Source organism: Franconibacter sp. IITDAS19, from assembly GCF_023079515.1.
Lineage (GTDB): Bacteria > Pseudomonadota > Gammaproteobacteria > Enterobacterales > Enterobacteriaceae > Franconibacter > Franconibacter pulveris.
Map to the genome: position 1 here is coordinate 238,088 of NZ_JALJCP010000004.1, position 15,188 is coordinate 253,275.

13 protein-coding genes are annotated in these 15,188 nt (G+C 57.7%); all 13 read left to right on the forward strand.

Annotation, left to right across the window (positions count from 1 at the left end):
- A complete protein-coding gene (gene rsmH, locus MT962_RS13860; RefSeq protein ID WP_024558251.1) occupies positions 1-942 on the forward strand; it encodes a 16S rRNA (cytosine(1402)-N(4))-methyltransferase RsmH in 942 nt (313 codons plus the stop codon).
- Entirely contained in the window at positions 939-1,304 is a 366-nt protein-coding gene (gene ftsL / locus MT962_RS13865; RefSeq protein ID WP_024558252.1) for a cell division protein FtsL, read from the forward strand. The genes rsmH and ftsL overlap by 4 nt, the downstream gene beginning before the upstream one ends.
- A gap of 15 nt (positions 1,305-1,319) precedes the next feature.
- Entirely contained in the window at positions 1,320-3,086 is a 1,767-nt protein-coding gene (locus MT962_RS13870) for a peptidoglycan glycosyltransferase FtsI (RefSeq protein WP_024558253.1), read from the forward strand.
- Entirely contained in the window at positions 3,073-4,560 is a 1,488-nt protein-coding gene (gene murE / locus MT962_RS13875) for a UDP-N-acetylmuramoyl-L-alanyl-D-glutamate--2,6-diaminopimelate ligase (protein ID WP_034882084.1), read from the forward strand. Before MT962_RS13870 ends, murE begins: the two co-directional genes overlap by 14 nt.
- Positions 4,557-5,915: a UDP-N-acetylmuramoyl-tripeptide--D-alanyl-D-alanine ligase gene (gene murF, locus MT962_RS13880; protein WP_024560678.1), complete on the forward strand. Its 1,359-nt coding sequence runs from the start codon at positions 4,557-4,559 to the stop codon at positions 5,913-5,915. The genes murE and murF overlap by 4 nt, the downstream gene beginning before the upstream one ends.
- The gene (mraY, locus tag MT962_RS13885) at positions 5,909-6,991 is read left to right on the forward strand and encodes a phospho-N-acetylmuramoyl-pentapeptide-transferase (protein WP_024558256.1); all 1,083 of its coding nucleotides are present in this window, start codon (positions 5,909-5,911) and stop codon (positions 6,989-6,991) included. Before murF ends, mraY begins: the two co-directional genes overlap by 7 nt.
- A 2-nt stretch (positions 6,992-6,993) precedes the next feature.
- Positions 6,994-8,310, forward strand: coding sequence for a UDP-N-acetylmuramoyl-L-alanine--D-glutamate ligase (gene murD / locus MT962_RS13890; protein ID WP_024560677.1), 1,317 nt, complete (start codon positions 6,994-6,996; stop codon positions 8,308-8,310).
- Positions 8,310-9,548 (forward strand): cell division protein FtsW, encoded by a 1,239-nt coding sequence (ftsW, locus tag MT962_RS13895; protein WP_024558258.1) that lies wholly within the window; start codon positions 8,310-8,312, stop codon positions 9,546-9,548. The genes murD and ftsW overlap by 1 nt, the downstream gene beginning before the upstream one ends.
- Positions 9,549-9,550: 2 nt before the next feature.
- The gene (gene murG, locus MT962_RS13900) at positions 9,551-10,618 is read left to right on the forward strand and encodes an undecaprenyldiphospho-muramoylpentapeptide beta-N-acetylglucosaminyltransferase (RefSeq protein WP_188724025.1); all 1,068 of its coding nucleotides are present in this window, start codon (positions 9,551-9,553) and stop codon (positions 10,616-10,618) included.
- A gap of 70 nt (positions 10,619-10,688) precedes the next feature.
- Complete coding sequence (gene murC, locus MT962_RS13905; protein ID WP_247365882.1) at positions 10,689-12,164, forward strand: UDP-N-acetylmuramate--L-alanine ligase; 1,476 nt, start codon at positions 10,689-10,691, stop codon at positions 12,162-12,164.
- Entirely contained in the window at positions 12,157-13,077 is a 921-nt protein-coding gene (locus MT962_RS13910; RefSeq protein WP_024560674.1) for a D-alanine--D-alanine ligase, read from the forward strand. Before murC ends, MT962_RS13910 begins: the two co-directional genes overlap by 8 nt.
- A 1-nt stretch (position 13,078) precedes the next feature.
- On the forward strand, positions 13,079-13,909 hold the full coding sequence (gene ftsQ / locus MT962_RS13915; RefSeq protein ID WP_024558262.1) for a cell division protein FtsQ: 831 nt from the start codon (positions 13,079-13,081) through the stop codon (positions 13,907-13,909).
- The gene (ftsA, locus tag MT962_RS13920) at positions 13,906-15,162 is read left to right on the forward strand and encodes a cell division protein FtsA (protein ID WP_024558263.1); all 1,257 of its coding nucleotides are present in this window, start codon (positions 13,906-13,908) and stop codon (positions 15,160-15,162) included. The genes ftsQ and ftsA overlap by 4 nt, the downstream gene beginning before the upstream one ends.
- The last annotated feature ends 26 nt before the right edge of the window (positions 15,163-15,188 follow it).

Here is a 15,188-nt window from a genome sequence, read left to right on the forward strand (position 1 = left end):
ATGATGGAAAATTATAAACACACGACGGTATTGCTTGATGAAGCCGTCAATGGCCTGAATATTCGTCCAGATGGCATCTATATTGATGGCACTTTTGGTCGCGGCGGTCACTCACGTCTTATTCTTTCCCGCCTCGGACCCCAGGGGCGGCTACTGGCGATCGATCGCGATCCGCAGGCTATTGCCGTGGCGGAAACCATTGACGATCCTCGCTTTTCTTTTGTACATGGACCTTTCTCCGCGCTGGCTGACTACGTGCAGGAGCGCGATCTGACTGGCAAGATAGACGGCATTTTGCTCGATCTCGGCGTTTCATCGCCGCAATTAGACGACCCAGAACGCGGTTTTTCCTTTATGCGCGACGGCCCGCTGGATATGCGTATGGATCCCACCCGCGGCCAGTCTGCCGCCGAGTGGTTGCTGACGGCGGACGAGGCGGATATCGCCTGGGTGCTGAAAACCTACGGCGAAGAGCGTTTCGCTAAGCGCATTGCGCGCGCAATCGTCGAGCGTAATCGCGAGCAGCCGATGACCCGCACCAAAGAGCTGGCTGAAGTGGTGGCTGCCGCTACGCCGGTAAAAGATAAGTTTAAGCATCCAGCGACCCGTACTTTCCAGGCGGTGCGCATTTGGGTGAACAGTGAACTCGAAGAGATTGAGCAAGCGCTCAAAGGTTCTTTGACGGCGCTGGCTCCAGGCGGGCGCCTTTCTATTATCAGTTTCCACTCGCTTGAAGACCGTCTGGTGAAGCGCTTTATGCGCGAGCAAAGCCGTGGCCCGCAGGTGCCGGCGGGGATCCCAATGACGGAAGAACAGTTGCGCAAACTGGGCGGGCGGGAGTTACGTGCGCTAGGTAAGTTGATGCCGGGCGAAGAAGAAGTGGCGGAAAACCCACGCGCCCGTAGTTCAGTGCTGCGTATTGCAGAAAGGACCAGCGCATGATCAGCAGAGTGACAGAGACCTTCAACAGAGTCACCGGCTCGCTTTCCGGTACCGAGCGCCATGCCCTGCCTGGCGTAATCGGCGGCGATCTGCTGCGTCACGGGAAACTGCCACTCTGCCTGTTTGTCGCCATTATTATCACCGCCGTGATGGTGGTCACCACCGCGCATCACACACGCCTTTTAACGGCGCAGCGCGAGCAGCTGGCGGTAGAGCGCGACGCGCTGGATATTGAATGGCGAAACCTGATCCTTGAAGAAAACGCCCTGGGCGATCACAGCCGGGTGGAGCGGATAGCGACCGAGAAGCTGCAACTGCAGCACGTCGATCCCTCGCAGGAAAATATTGTGGTACAGAAATAAGGATTAACGCGACGAATGAAAGCAGCGGCAAAATCGCTTAAACCGAAACGCCAGGAAGATCAGGCCAGCTTTGTAAGCTGGCGTTTTGCGTTGCTTTGCGGCTGTATTTTGCTGGCGCTGGCATTCCTGTTAGGGCGCGTGGCGTGGCTTCAGATTATCAATCCCGATATGCTGGTGCGCCAGGGCGACATGCGTTCCCTGCGCGTACAGGAAGTGTCTACCTCCCGCGGCATGATAACGGACCGTTCAGGCAGGCCGCTCGCGGTGAGCGTGCCGGTTAACGCTATCTGGGCAGACCCGAAAGAGCTGCATGACGCTGGCGGCATCACGCTCGATAACCGCTGGAAGGCGTTATCTGATGCGCTCAAACTGCCGCTGGACCAACTCTCTGCGCGGGTAAACGCCAACCCGAAAGGCCGCTTTATCTATCTTGCCCGTCAGGTCAACCCGGATATCGGGGAATACATTAAAAAACTGAAGCTTCCTGGCATTCACTTACGTCAGGAATCTCGTCGTTATTATCCGTCAGGCGAAGTAACCGCTCACCTCATCGGCTTTACCAACGTCGATAGCCAGGGGCTTGAAGGCGTGGAGAAAAGCTTCGACAAGTGGCTTACCGGCCAACCGGGCGAGCGTATCGTCCGTAAAGACCGCTACGGTCGGGTCATTGAAGATATCTCTTCTACCGACAGCCAGGCCGCGCATAATCTTGCCCTCAGTATTGATGAGCGTCTTCAGGCGCTGGTTTACCGCGAACTAAGCAATGCTGTCGCCTTTAACAAGGCGGAATCGGGCAGCGCTGTGCTGGTGGACGTCAACACCGGCGAAGTGCTGGCGATGGCTAATAGCCCCTCGTACAACCCAAACAATATTTCCGGCACTCCGAAAGATGTCATGCGTAACCGCACCATTACCGACGTGTTTGAACCCGGTTCCACGGTCAAACCCATGGTCGTGATGACGGCGTTGCAGCGCGGCGTGGTGCGTGAGAATACCGTACTGAATACCGTTCCTTACCGAATTAACGGCCATGAAATCAAAGACGTGGCGCGTTACAGCGAATTAACCCTGACCGGGGTATTGCAGAAGTCGAGTAACGTCGGCGTTTCCAAGCTGGCGTTAGCGATGCCGTCCTCAGCGTTAGTAGATACTTACTCACGTTTTGGACTGGGAAAAGCGACCAATTTGGGGTTGGTCGGAGAACGCAGTGGCTTATATCCTCAAAAACAACGGTGGTCTGACATAGAGAGGGCCACCTTCTCTTTCGGCTACGGGCTAATGGTAACGCCGTTACAGTTAGCGCGAGTCTACGCAACCATCGGCAGCTACGGCATTTACCGTCCGCTGTCGATAACCAAAGTTGACCCGCCAGTGCCAGGGGAGCGCGTCTTCCCGGAATCTATCGTCCGCACCGTCGTACATATGATGGAAAGCGTGGCGCTGCCGGGCGGCGGCGGCGTGAAGGCGGCTATCAAGGGTTACCGCATCGCCATTAAAACCGGTACGGCGAAAAAAGTAGGGCCGGACGGGCGCTACATCAACAAATACATCGCTTATACCGCAGGCGTTGCGCCAGCCAGCAATCCGCGTTTCGCGCTGGTGGTGGTTATCAACGACCCGCAGGCGGGTAAATATTACGGCGGCGCGGTGTCAGCGCCTGTGTTCGGCGCCATCATGGGCGGCGTATTGCGCACCATGAATATCGAGCCGGACGCGCTGGCAACGGGCGAGAAAAGTGAATTTGTAATTAATCGAGAAGAGGGAACAGGTGGCAGATCGTAATTTGCGCGACCTTCTCGCTCCCTGGGTGCCTGGTGCACCGGAGCGGGCACTGCGGGAGATGACGCTTGACAGCCGTGTGGCTGCATCGGGCGATCTCTTTGTGGCGGTGGTCGGTCATCAGGCGGACGGGCGTCGATATATCCCGCAGGCAATAGCGCAAGGTGTGGCTGCCATCGTTGCTGAAGCGCAGGGCGAAGCAACCGACGGTGAAATCCGCGAAATGCATGGCGTACCGGTTATCTATTTAAGCCAGCTCACTGAGCGCCTGTCCGCGCTGGCGGGCCGCTTTTATGAAGAGCCTTCCGAACGCCTTCGCCTGATTGGCGTTACCGGCACCAACGGTAAAACGACCACGACTCAACTGCTGGCGCAGTGGAGCGCGCTGCTTGGCGACTCCAGCGCCGTGATGGGCACAGTAGGCAACGGGCTGCTGGGTAAAGTTAGCCCGACGGAAAACACCACTGGCTCGGCAGTAGATGTACAGCAAGTGCTGGCGAGCCTCGCAGGGCAGGGCGCAACAGTCGCCGCCATGGAAGTCTCTTCCCACGGTCTGGTGCAGCATCGCGTGGCGGCGCTGAAATTCGCCGCCTCGGTCTTTACCAACTTAAGCCGTGACCATCTGGATTATCACGGCGACATGACGCACTACGAAGCCGCCAAATGGCTGCTCTTCTCCTCGCACCACTATGGGCAGGCCATCGTAAATGCCGATGACGAAGTGGGTCGCCGCTGGCTGGCAAAGCTGCCGGATGCCGTAGCGGTGTCGATGGAAGAGAATATTGCCCCGAACTGCCATGGCCGCTGGTTGAAAGCGACCGGCGTGGATTATCACGACAGCGGCGCCACTATCCGCTTCGCCTCCTCCTGGGGAGAGGGCGAAATCGAAAGTCGTCTGATGGGCGCGTTTAACGTCAGCAATCTGCTGCTTTCACTGGCGACGCTGCTGGCGCTGGGCTACCCGCTGGCTGAATTGCTCGCCACCGCTTCGCGTCTTCAGCCCGTCTGCGGACGTATGGAAGTTTTTAGCGCGCCGGGTAAACCCACCGTGGTTGTCGATTACGCCCATACGCCGGATGCGCTCGAAAAAGCGCTTGAGGCTGCGCGACTGCACTGCGCGGGCACCCTATGGTGCGTTTTTGGCTGCGGCGGCGATCGCGATAAGGGCAAACGTCCTCTGATGGGCGCTATCGCTGAACAGTATGCTGATATCGCCGTGGTTACGGACGATAACCCGCGCACTGAAGAGCCAAAGGCGATTATCGCTGATATTCTCGCCGGCATGATGGACGCGGGCCGTGCTCGCGTGGTGGAAGGCCGCGCTGAGGCGGTAACCAGCACCATTATGCAAGCGAAAGAGAACGACGTCGTGCTGATAGCGGGCAAAGGCCATGAAGATTATCAGATTGTCGGCACCCGTCGCCTCGATTACTCCGACCGCGTTACTGCAGCCCGCCTGCTGGGAGTTGTTGCATGATCCGCGTTTCTTTAAATCAGCTTGCCAGCATCCTGAACGCTGAGCTGCATGGCAGCGATACCGATATCGCAGAGGTGACGACCGATACCCGCAAAGTTACCGCAGGCTGTCTGTTTGTCGCGCTGAAAGGCGAACGTTTTGACGCGCATGATTTTGTCGACCAGGCGAAAGCGGGCGGCGCGGGCGCGCTGCTGGTCAGCCGTAAGGTCGAGTGCGAGCTGCCGCAGCTGGTTGTTGAGGATACCCGCCTGGCGTTCGGCGCGCTGGGCGCCTGGGTGCGTCAGCAGGTGCCGACGCGCGTCGTGGCGTTGACCGGCTCTTCCGGCAAAACCTCGGTGAAAGAGATGACCGCGTCCATTCTTAGCGAATGCGGTAACACGCTTTATACGGCAGGTAACCTCAATAATGACATCGGCGTGCCGATGACGCTGTTGCGCCTTACGCCAGAACATGAGTTTGCGGTGATTGAGCTTGGCGCTAACCATCAGGGCGAAATCGCCTGGACCGTCAGCCTGACGCGTCCTGAAGCGGCTCTGGTGAACAACCTCGCAGCGGCGCACCTGGAAGGGTTTGGCTCGCTTGCCGGCGTAGCGAAAGCGAAAGGGGAAATTTTTACCGGCCTCCCGAAGGACGGTATCGCCATTCTCAACGCGGACAATAACGACTGGCTGAACTGGCAGAGCGTAATTGGCAATCGTAAAGTATGGCGCTTCTCGCCCAACGCGGCGCAGAGCGATTTTACCGCCACCAATATTCATGTGACTTCCCACGGTACTGAGTTCACGCTTCGCACGCCGACAGGCGATGTCGACGTCGTGCTCCCGTTGCCGGGACGTCACAACATCGCGAACGCGCTGGCGGCATCGGCGCTGGCGATGGCGGTTGGCGCAAGTCATGAAGCGATCAAAACGGGTCTCGCGAAGCTTAAAGCTGTACCGGGGCGCCTGTTCCCCATCGCGCTTGGCGAAAACCAACTGCTGCTGGACGACAGCTACAACGCTAACGTCGGCTCCATGACGGCGGCGGCTCAGGTGCTTTCCGACATGCCTGGCTACCGGGTCATGGTGGTAGGCGATATGGCCGAGCTGGGCGCGGAAGCCGTGGAGTGCCATCGACAGGTGGGCGAGGCGGCGAAAGCGGCGGGCATCGATCGCGTTTTAAGCGTGGGTAATCTTAGCCAGACGCTCGGCGAAGCAAGCGGCGTGGGCGAGCATTTTAGCGATAAAGCGGCCTTAGTCGCGCGTCTGCAGGCGCTGATAGCAGAGCATTCCATCATCACCATTTTAGTGAAAGGTTCACGTAGTGCCGCCATGGAAGAGGTGGTACGCGCATTACAGGAGAAGGGGACATGTTAGTTTGGCTGGCCGAGCATTTGGTCAAATATTATTCGGGCTTTAACGTCTTTTCTTATCTGACGTTTCGCGCCATCGTCAGCCTGCTGACCGCGCTCTTCATCTCTTTATGGATGGGGCCGCGCCTCATTGCGCGCCTGCAACAGCTCTCTTTCGGTCAGGTTGTCCGCAACGACGGCCCGGAATCGCACTTCAGCAAGCGCGGCACGCCGACCATGGGCGGCATCATGATCCTGACTTCCATTGTGGTTTCGGTGCTGCTCTGGGCTTACCCCTCCAATCCGTATGTCTGGTGCGTGCTCTTCGTTCTGGTAGGTTACGGCGCGGTAGGATTCGTGGATGATTACCGCAAAGTGGTGCGCAAAGACACTAAGGGGCTGATTGCGCGCTGGAAATATTTCTGGATGTCGGTTATTGCGCTGACGGTGGCTTTTGCGCTCTACATCACCGGTAAGGATACGCCTGCGACGGAACTGGTCGTGCCGTTCTTTAAAGATGTTATGCCGCAGCTAGGCATTTTCTACGTCCTGCTGGCCTATTTCGTGATTGTCGGTACCGGTAATGCCGTTAACCTGACGGATGGCCTCGACGGGCTGGCGATTATGCCGACCGTGCTGGTGGCGGGCGGCTTCGCGCTGGTGGCCTGGGCGACCGGCAACATGAACTTCGCTAGCTATCTCCATATTCCTTATCTGCGTCACGCGGGCGAGCTGGTAATTGTCTGTACTGCTATTGTCGGCGCGGGGCTGGGCTTTTTATGGTTCAACACCTACCCGGCGCAAGTCTTTATGGGCGATGTCGGGTCGCTTGCGCTTGGCGGCGCGCTCGGCGTTATCGCCGTGCTGCTGCGTCAGGAGTTTTTATTGGTGATTATGGGCGGCGTGTTTGTTGTAGAGACCCTGTCGGTGATCCTTCAGGTAGGCTCCTTTAAGCTGCGCGGCCAGCGTATTTTCCGCATGGCGCCTATCCATCATCACTATGAACTGAAAGGCTGGCCGGAGCCGCGCGTTATCGTGCGCTTCTGGATAATTTCGCTGATGCTGGTGCTGATTGGCCTGGCAACGCTTAAGGTACGTTAATCATGGCAGAGTATCAGGGTAAAAAAGTCGTCATCATTGGCCTTGGGCTAACCGGGCTTTCCTGCGTGGACTTTTTCCTGGCGCGCGGCGTTACGCCGCGCGTAGTGGATACTCGTCTCTCTCCGCCAGGCCTCGATAAGCTGCCGGAAGCGGTAGAACGACATCTTGGCGATTTAAATGAAAGCTGGCTGCTGGACGCCGATCTCATCGTCGCCAGCCCTGGCATCGCGCTGGCGCATCCGGCGCTGAGCGCGGCGGCGGATGCAGGGGTAGAAATTGTTGGCGACATCGAACTCTTTTGCCGTGAAGCGCAGGCGCCCATCGTTGCTATTACCGGTTCAAATGGTAAAAGCACCGTTACCACGCTGGTAGGCGAGATGGCGAAAGCGGCTGGCGTGAATGTGGGCGTCGGCGGCAACATCGGTCTGCCTGCCCTGATGCTGCTGGATGAAGAGCGGGAACTCTACGTGCTCGAGCTTTCCAGCTTCCAGCTTGAAACCACTTCCAGCCTGAAGGCTGCGGCCGCCACGATCCTTAACGTGACGGAAGATCATATGGATCGCTACCCGTTTGGCCTGCAACAGTATCGTGCGGCAAAACTGCGTATCTACGAGAACGCGAAGGTCTGCGTCGTTAACGCCGACGATGCGTTGACTATGCCGGTGCGTGGCGCGGATGAGCGTTGCATCAGTTTCGGCATTGATGTGGGCGACTATCACCTTAACCGTCAGCAGGGCGAGACCTGGCTGCGGGCTAACGGTGAAAAAGTGCTTAACGTGAAAGAGATGAAGCTTGTTGGCCAGCATAATTTCACCAATGCCCTGGCGGCGCTGGCGCTGGCGGATGCCGCAGGCCTGCCGCGGGCCAGCAGTCTTAAGGCGCTGACTACCTTTACCGGTTTGCCTCACCGCTTCCAGTTGGCCTTTGAGCATAATAAGGTTCGCTGGATCAATGATTCTAAAGCCACCAACGTCGGCAGCACCGAGGCGGCCTTAAACGGGCTGAATGTAGACGGCACGCTGCATCTGCTGCTGGGCGGCGATGGTAAATCCGCGGATTTCTCCCCGCTGCGTCGTTATCTGCAGGGCGATCGTATCCGCCTGTGGTGTTTTGGCCGCGACGGGGCGGAACTGGCGGCGCTGCGCCCTGACGTCGCTCAACAGAGCGAGACGATGGAGCAAGCGATGCGTCAGATAGCCGCTGTGGTGCAGCCAGGCGATATGGTGCTGCTCTCTCCCGCCTGCGCCAGTCTCGATCAGTTTAAAAACTTCGAGCAGCGTGGCGACATCTTTACCCGACTGGCGAAGGAGTTAGGCTGATGCGCTTGTCTCTTCCACGCCTTCGTCTGCCGCGCGTACCGGGATCCGCTATCCTGGTATGGCTGTTTATGGCGGTGAAAGGCTGGGTGATGGGATCGCGGGAAAAAGATGCCAACAGCATCGTGCTGTACGACCGCACCCTGCTGTGGCTGACCCTCGGCCTGGCCGCCATTGGCTTCATCATGGTGACGTCAGCCTCAATGCCCGTAGGGCAGCGGCTGGCGAACGACCCCTTTCTGTTTGCCAAGCGCGATGCGCTGTATATCGTGCTGGCGTTTTGCCTGGCGATGATCACGCTGCGTTTGCCGATGGCCTTCTGGCAACGGCACAGCGCCGCCATGCTTATCGCATCCATCATTATGTTGCTTATCGTGCTGGTGGTTGGCAGCTCGGTTAACGGGGCCTCACGCTGGATTGCCCTTGGCCCGCTGCGTATTCAGCCTGCGGAGTTCTCCAAGCTTTCGCTGTTTTGCTTCCTCTCCAACTATCTGGTGCGCAAGGTGGATGAAGTGCGAAACAACCTGCGGGGCTTTTTAAAGCCGATGGGCGTGATTCTGGTGATGGCGGTGCTGCTGCTGGCGCAGCCGGACCTTGGTACGGTAGTGGTGCTGTTTGTTACGACACTTGCGATGCTGTTCCTGGCAGGCGCCAAGCTCTGGCAGTTCATCGCCATTATCGGCATGGGCATTTCGGCCGTGGTGCTGCTGATCCTGGCCGAACCTTACCGTATTCGCCGCGTCACCTCTTTCTGGAACCCGTGGGAAGATCCTTTCGGCAGCGGCTACCAGTTGACCCAGTCGCTGATGGCCTTTGGCCGCGGCGAGCTTTGGGGTCAAGGACTTGGCAACTCGGTGCAGAAACTGGAGTACCTGCCGGAAGCGCATACCGACTTCATCTTCTCCATCATTGCTGAAGAGCTGGGTTATATCGGTGTGGTGCTGGCGCTTTTAATGGTATTCTTCGTGGCTTTTCGTGCTATGTCGATAGGGCGTCGCGCGCTGGAGATAGACCAGCGCTTTTCCGGTTTCCTGGCCTGTTCCATCGGTATCTGGTTTAGCTTCCAGGCGCTGGTGAACGTAGGGGCGGCCGCCGGCATGCTGCCGACCAAAGGTCTGACGCTGCCGCTTATCAGCTACGGCGGCTCGAGCTTACTGATTATGTCGACGGCTATCATGCTGCTGTTGCGAATTGACTATGAAACGCGCCTGGAGAAAGCGCAGGCGTTTACAAGAGGTTAAGAATGACTGGTCAACCGAAGCGGTTAATGGTGATGGCGGGCGGAACGGGCGGACACGTCTTTCCGGGCCTTGCCGTGGCGCACCATTTAATGGCCCAGGGCTGGCAGGTGCGCTGGCTGGGTACCGCGGATCGCATGGAGGCGGACCTGGTTCCGAAGCACGGGATTGAGATCGATTTTATTCGCATCTCAGGCTTACGGGGCAAAGGCATAAAAGCGTTGGCGCTGGCGCCGCTGCGTATTTTCAACGCCTGGCGTCAGGCGCGGGCCATCATGAAGCGCTTTAAGCCGGATGTCGTGCTGGGCATGGGCGGCTATGTTTCCGGCCCCGGTGGGCTGGCGGCCTGGTCGCTCGGCGTGCCGGTGGTGCTGCATGAGCAAAACGGCATTGCAGGCTTGACGAATAAATGGCTGGCGAAAATCGCCCGCAAAGTTATGCAGGCTTTTCCCGGCGCTTTTCCTGACGCAGACGTGGTAGGCAACCCGGTGCGCACTGATGTGCTGGCGCTTCCGTTGCCGCAGACGCGTTTAGCGGGGCGTGAAGGCCCGGTGCGCGTATTGGTCGTTGGCGGCTCGCAGGGCGCGCGCGTTTTAAACCAGACGATGCCGCACGTGGCGGGGCGTCTGGGCGATAAAGTCACTATCTGGCACCAGAGCGGCAAAGGCGCGCAGTCAGATGTGCAACAGGCCTATGCCGCTGCGGGCGAACCGCAGCATAAGGTCACCGAATTTATTGATGATATGGCTGCGGCCTACGCCTGGGCTGACGTGGTCGTGTGTCGTTCCGGCGCGCTGACCGTCAGTGAAATTGCCGCAGCAGGCCTGCCGGCGCTGTTTGTGCCTTTCCAGCACAAAGACAGGCAGCAGTACTGGAATGCGCTGCCGCTTGAAAAAGCGGGCGCGGCGAAAATTCTTGAACAACCGCAGTTCACCGTTGAGGCGGTGGCTGAAACGCTGGCGCAGTGGGACAGAGCCACGCTGCTGTCTATGGCTGAGCGAGCTCGCGCCGCCGCCATTCCAGACGCTACCGAGCGGGTGGCGAACGAGGTCCGCGCTGCCGCGCTGGCGTAACTATTGCGGATGCGTGTTGCTCCGCGTGATTTGAGATGTTGATGGCGTTGATGCCGAAGGCTTTAAGAGAATGAATACACAACAACTGGCGAAACTGCGTTCTATCGTGCCCGAGATGCGTCGCGTCCGGCACATTCACTTTGTTGGTATCGGCGGCGCCGGTATGGGCGGCATTGCCGAAGTGCTGGCCAACGAAGGCTACCAGATCAGCGGTTCCGACCTGGCGCCGAACGCTGTCACGCAGCAGTTGACGTCGCTTGGCGCGACAATTTATTTCAACCATCGCCCTGAAAACGTACGCGACGCAAGCGTGGTGGTGGTTTCCAGCGCGATTACAGCGGATAACCCGGAAATCGTCGCCGCTCATGAAGCGCGCATCCCGGTTATTCGTCGTGCGGAAATGCTGGCGGAATTAATGCGTTTTCGTCACGGCATCGCCGTTGCGGGTACGCATGGCAAAACCACGACCACGGCGATGGTGTCCAGCATTTACGCTGAGGCGGGCCTGGACCCGACCTTTGTTAACGGCGGTCTGGTGAAAGCGGCGGGTACGCATGCCCGTCTCGGCAACAGTCGTTATCTGATTGCCGAAGCGGATGAAAGCGATGCTTCCTTCCTGCATTTGCAGCCAATGGTGGCGATTGTTACCAACATCGAAGCCGATCACATGGATACCTACCAGGGCGACTTCGAAAATTTAAAGCAAACCTTTATCAACTTTTTGCACAATCTGCCGTTTTATGGACGTGCGGTTATGTGCGTGGATGACCCGGTTATCCGTGAATTGCTGCCTCGCGTTGGACGTCAGACGACGACCTACGGTTTCAGCGACGATGCTGACGTGCGCATTGAAGAGTACCGCCAGACTGGCGCGCAGGGGCACTTTACGCTGGTGCGCCAGGATAAACCGGAACTGCGCGTGACGCTTAACGCGCCGGGCCGCCATAACGCGCTGAACGCGGCGGCGGCAGTCGCAGTGGCGACGGAAGAGGGTATTGAAGATGACGCTATTCTGCGTGCGCTGGAAAGTTTCCAGGGCACCGGGCGTCGCTTCGATTTCCTTGGCGAATATCCGCTGGAAGCGGTGAACGGCAAAGCAGGCACCGCCATGCTGGTGGATGACTACGGTCATCATCCGACTGAAGTGGAAGCGACTATCAAAGCGGCGCGCGCTGGCTGGCCGGAGAAAAACCTGGTCATGATTTTCCAGCCGCACCGTTTTACCCGCACGCGCGATCTCTATGACGATTTCGCCAATGTGCTGGCGCAGGTTGACGTGCTGCTGATGCTGGACGTTTATCCGGCAGGTGAAGCGCCTATTCCCGGCGCGGACAGCCGTTCTCTGTGCCGCACCATTCGCGCTCGCGGCAAAGTCGATCCGATTCTGGTCTCCGACCCGACTCAGGTAACGGAAATGCTGGCGCCGGTACTGTCGGGCAATGATTTGATTCTGGTGCAAGGGGCAGGCAATATCGGGAAAATCGCCCGTCAGCTGGCGGAAGCGAAGCTGCAACCCTGTACGCAAGAGGAGACGCAACATGGCTGAGAAAATCGCCGTTCTGTTGGGCGGAACATCCGCTGAGCGTGAAGTCTCTTTACAGTCCGGTGCTGCGGTGCTGGCTGGCCTGCGTGAAGCGGGCGTCAACGCGCATCCGGTGGACACGCGTGAGGTTCCTGTCACCACGCTTAAGGTTCAGGGCTTCGATAAAGTGTTTATCGCGCTGCATGGCCGCGGCGGCGAAGACGGTACGTTGCAGGGAACGCTGGAGTTTCTTGGCTTGCCTTATACCGGCAGCGGCGTAATGGCTTCGGCCATTACAATGGACAAAATGCGCACCAAATTGCTCTGGCAAGGCGCCGGACTGCCCGTGGCGCCGTGGGTGGCGTTAACCCGCCAGCAAGTAAGCCAGGGACTGGACGCGCAGACCGAGGCACGCATTGCCGCGCTGGGGTTGCCGGTTATTGTTAAGCCGAGCCGTGAGGGGTCAAGCGTGGGCATGTCGAAGGTGGATAAGCCGCAGGCGCTGTCAGACGCGCTGCAGCTTGCCTTTGAGCATGACGATGAGGTGTTAGTCGAGAAGTGGTTGAGCGGCCCGGAATTTACCGTGGCTATCGTGGGAGAAACAATTCTTCCTTCGATCCGCATCCAACCCGCAGGCGTCTTCTATGATTATGAGGCGAAGTATCTCTCTGACGAGACACAATATTTTTGCCCAAGCGGTCTTGAAGCAGAGCGTGAGGCGGCGTTACAGGCGCTGGTGATGCAAGCCTGGAACAGCCTCGGCTGCGAAGGGTGGGGGCGAGTAGACGTCATGCTGGACAGCGACGGCGCGTTTTATTTGCTGGAGGTAAATACCGCCCCTGGAATGACGAGCCATAGCCTGGTGCCGATGGCGGCGCGTCAGGCAGGGATGAGCTTCTCGCAACTGGTGGTGCGTATTCTGGAGCTGGCGAACTGATATGTCTCAGGCTGCTCTGAACACGCGTACACGCCAGGAAGAGATTGCGTCCTCTCGTCGGAATAATGGAACGCGTCTTGCAGGAATCATTTTCCTGCTGGCAGTATTGTTGACCGTGTTTTTCGGCGGCTGGATGGTGCTTGGCTGGATGGATGACGCGCAGCGACTGCCGCTCTCGAAGCTGGTAGTGACTGGCGAGCGGCATTACACCCGTAATGATGATATTCGTCAGTCAATTCTGGCGCTTGGCGCGCCCGGCACGTTTATGACGCAGGACGTTAATATCATCCAGAGTCAGATTGAGCGCTTGCCCTGGATCAAACAGGCAAGCGTAAGAAAGCAATGGCCTGACGAATTGAAGATTCATCTGGTTGAATATGTGCCTTTAGCGCGTTGGAATGACCAGCATATGATAGATGCCGACGGAAACGCTTTTAGCGTGCCGTCGGACCGCACCAGCAAGCAAAACTTGCCGATGCTTTCGGGCCCTGAAGGGAGCGAGAGCGAGGTTTTACAAGGTTTTCGCGCGATGGGGCAGGTATTGGCTAAGAGTAATTTTACGTTGAAAGAGGCGGCAATGACCGCCCGGCGCTCCTGGCAGTTGACGCTGACCAACGGGATTAAGCTCAACCTTGGCCGGGACGAAACGATGAAACGGCTGGATCGCTTTGTGGAACTTTACCCTGTTTTACAACAGCAGGCGCAGGCCGACGGGAAACGGATAAGTTACGTTGATCTGCGTTATGACTCCGGCGCGGCGGTTGGCTGGGAGCCCGCCCCCATCGAGGAATCTAATCAGCAACAGAATCAGGCACAGGCAGAACAACAATGATCAAGGCGACGGACAGAAAACTGGTAGTTGGACTGGAGATCGGTACCGCAAAGGTTGCCGCTTTAGTAGGGGAAGTTCTGCCCGACGGTATGGTCAATATCATTGGCGTAGGGAGCTGCCCTTCCCGTGGTATGGATAAAGGCGGCGTTAACGACCTGGAATCGGTGGTGAAGTGCGTACAGCGCGCCATCGACCAGGCCGAACTGATGGCGGACTGCCAGATTTCGTCGGTATACCTGGCGCTGTCCGGCAAACACATCAGTTGCCAGAACGAAATCGGTATGGTGCCAATTTCTGAAGAAGAAGTTACACAGGAAGATGTTGAAAACGTCGTCCATACCGCAAAATCGGTTCGCGTTCGTGATGAGCATCGCGTATTGCATGTGATTCCACAGGAATACGCTATTGATTACCAGGAGGGGATTAAAAACCCCGTTGGGTTATCCGGCGTGCGTATGCAGGCAAAAGTGCACTTGATCACATGTCACAACGATATGGCGAAAAACATTGTTAAAGCCGTGGAACGTTGTGGTCTTAAAGTTGACCAACTCATTTTTGCCGGTCTTGCCGCCAGCTATTCCGTCTTAACAGAAGACGAACGTGAGCTGGGCGTCTGTGTAGTGGACATTGGTGGCGGTACAATGGACATGGCTGTCTACACTGGCGGCGCGTTGCGCCATACGAAAGTTATCCCTTACGCAGGGAATGTCGTCACTAGCGATATCGCCTATGCGTTTGGTACCCCGCCGAGCGACGCCGAAGCGATTAAAGTTCGTCACGGCTGCGCGTTAGGTTCGCTGGTGGGGAAAGATGAAAGCGTTGAAGTGCCAAGCGTGGGCGGGCGACCGCCGCGCAGCCTGCAACGCCAGACGCTGGCTGAAGTGATTGAGCCGCGTTATACCGAGCTGCTTAACCTCGTTAACGAAGAGATCCTGCAGTTGCAGGAGCAGCTCCGCCAGCAGGGTGTGAAACATCATTTGGCGGCGGGGATTGTATTAACGGGTGGCGCGGCGCAAATTGAAGGCCTGGCTGCCTGCGCGCAGCGCGTATTCCATACGCAAGTGCGCATTGGGCAACCATTGAATATTACAGGTCTTACCGACTATGCCCAGGAGCCTTATTACTCCACGGCGGTGGGTTTGCTGCATTACGGCAAAGAAACCCACCTGAGCGGTGAGATGGAAGTGGAAAAGCGCGCCTCGGTGGGTTCGTGGATCAAGCGAATCAACAGTTGGCTGCGAAAAGAGTTTTAATTTTTTTCAGAGACCGGACAAAATTA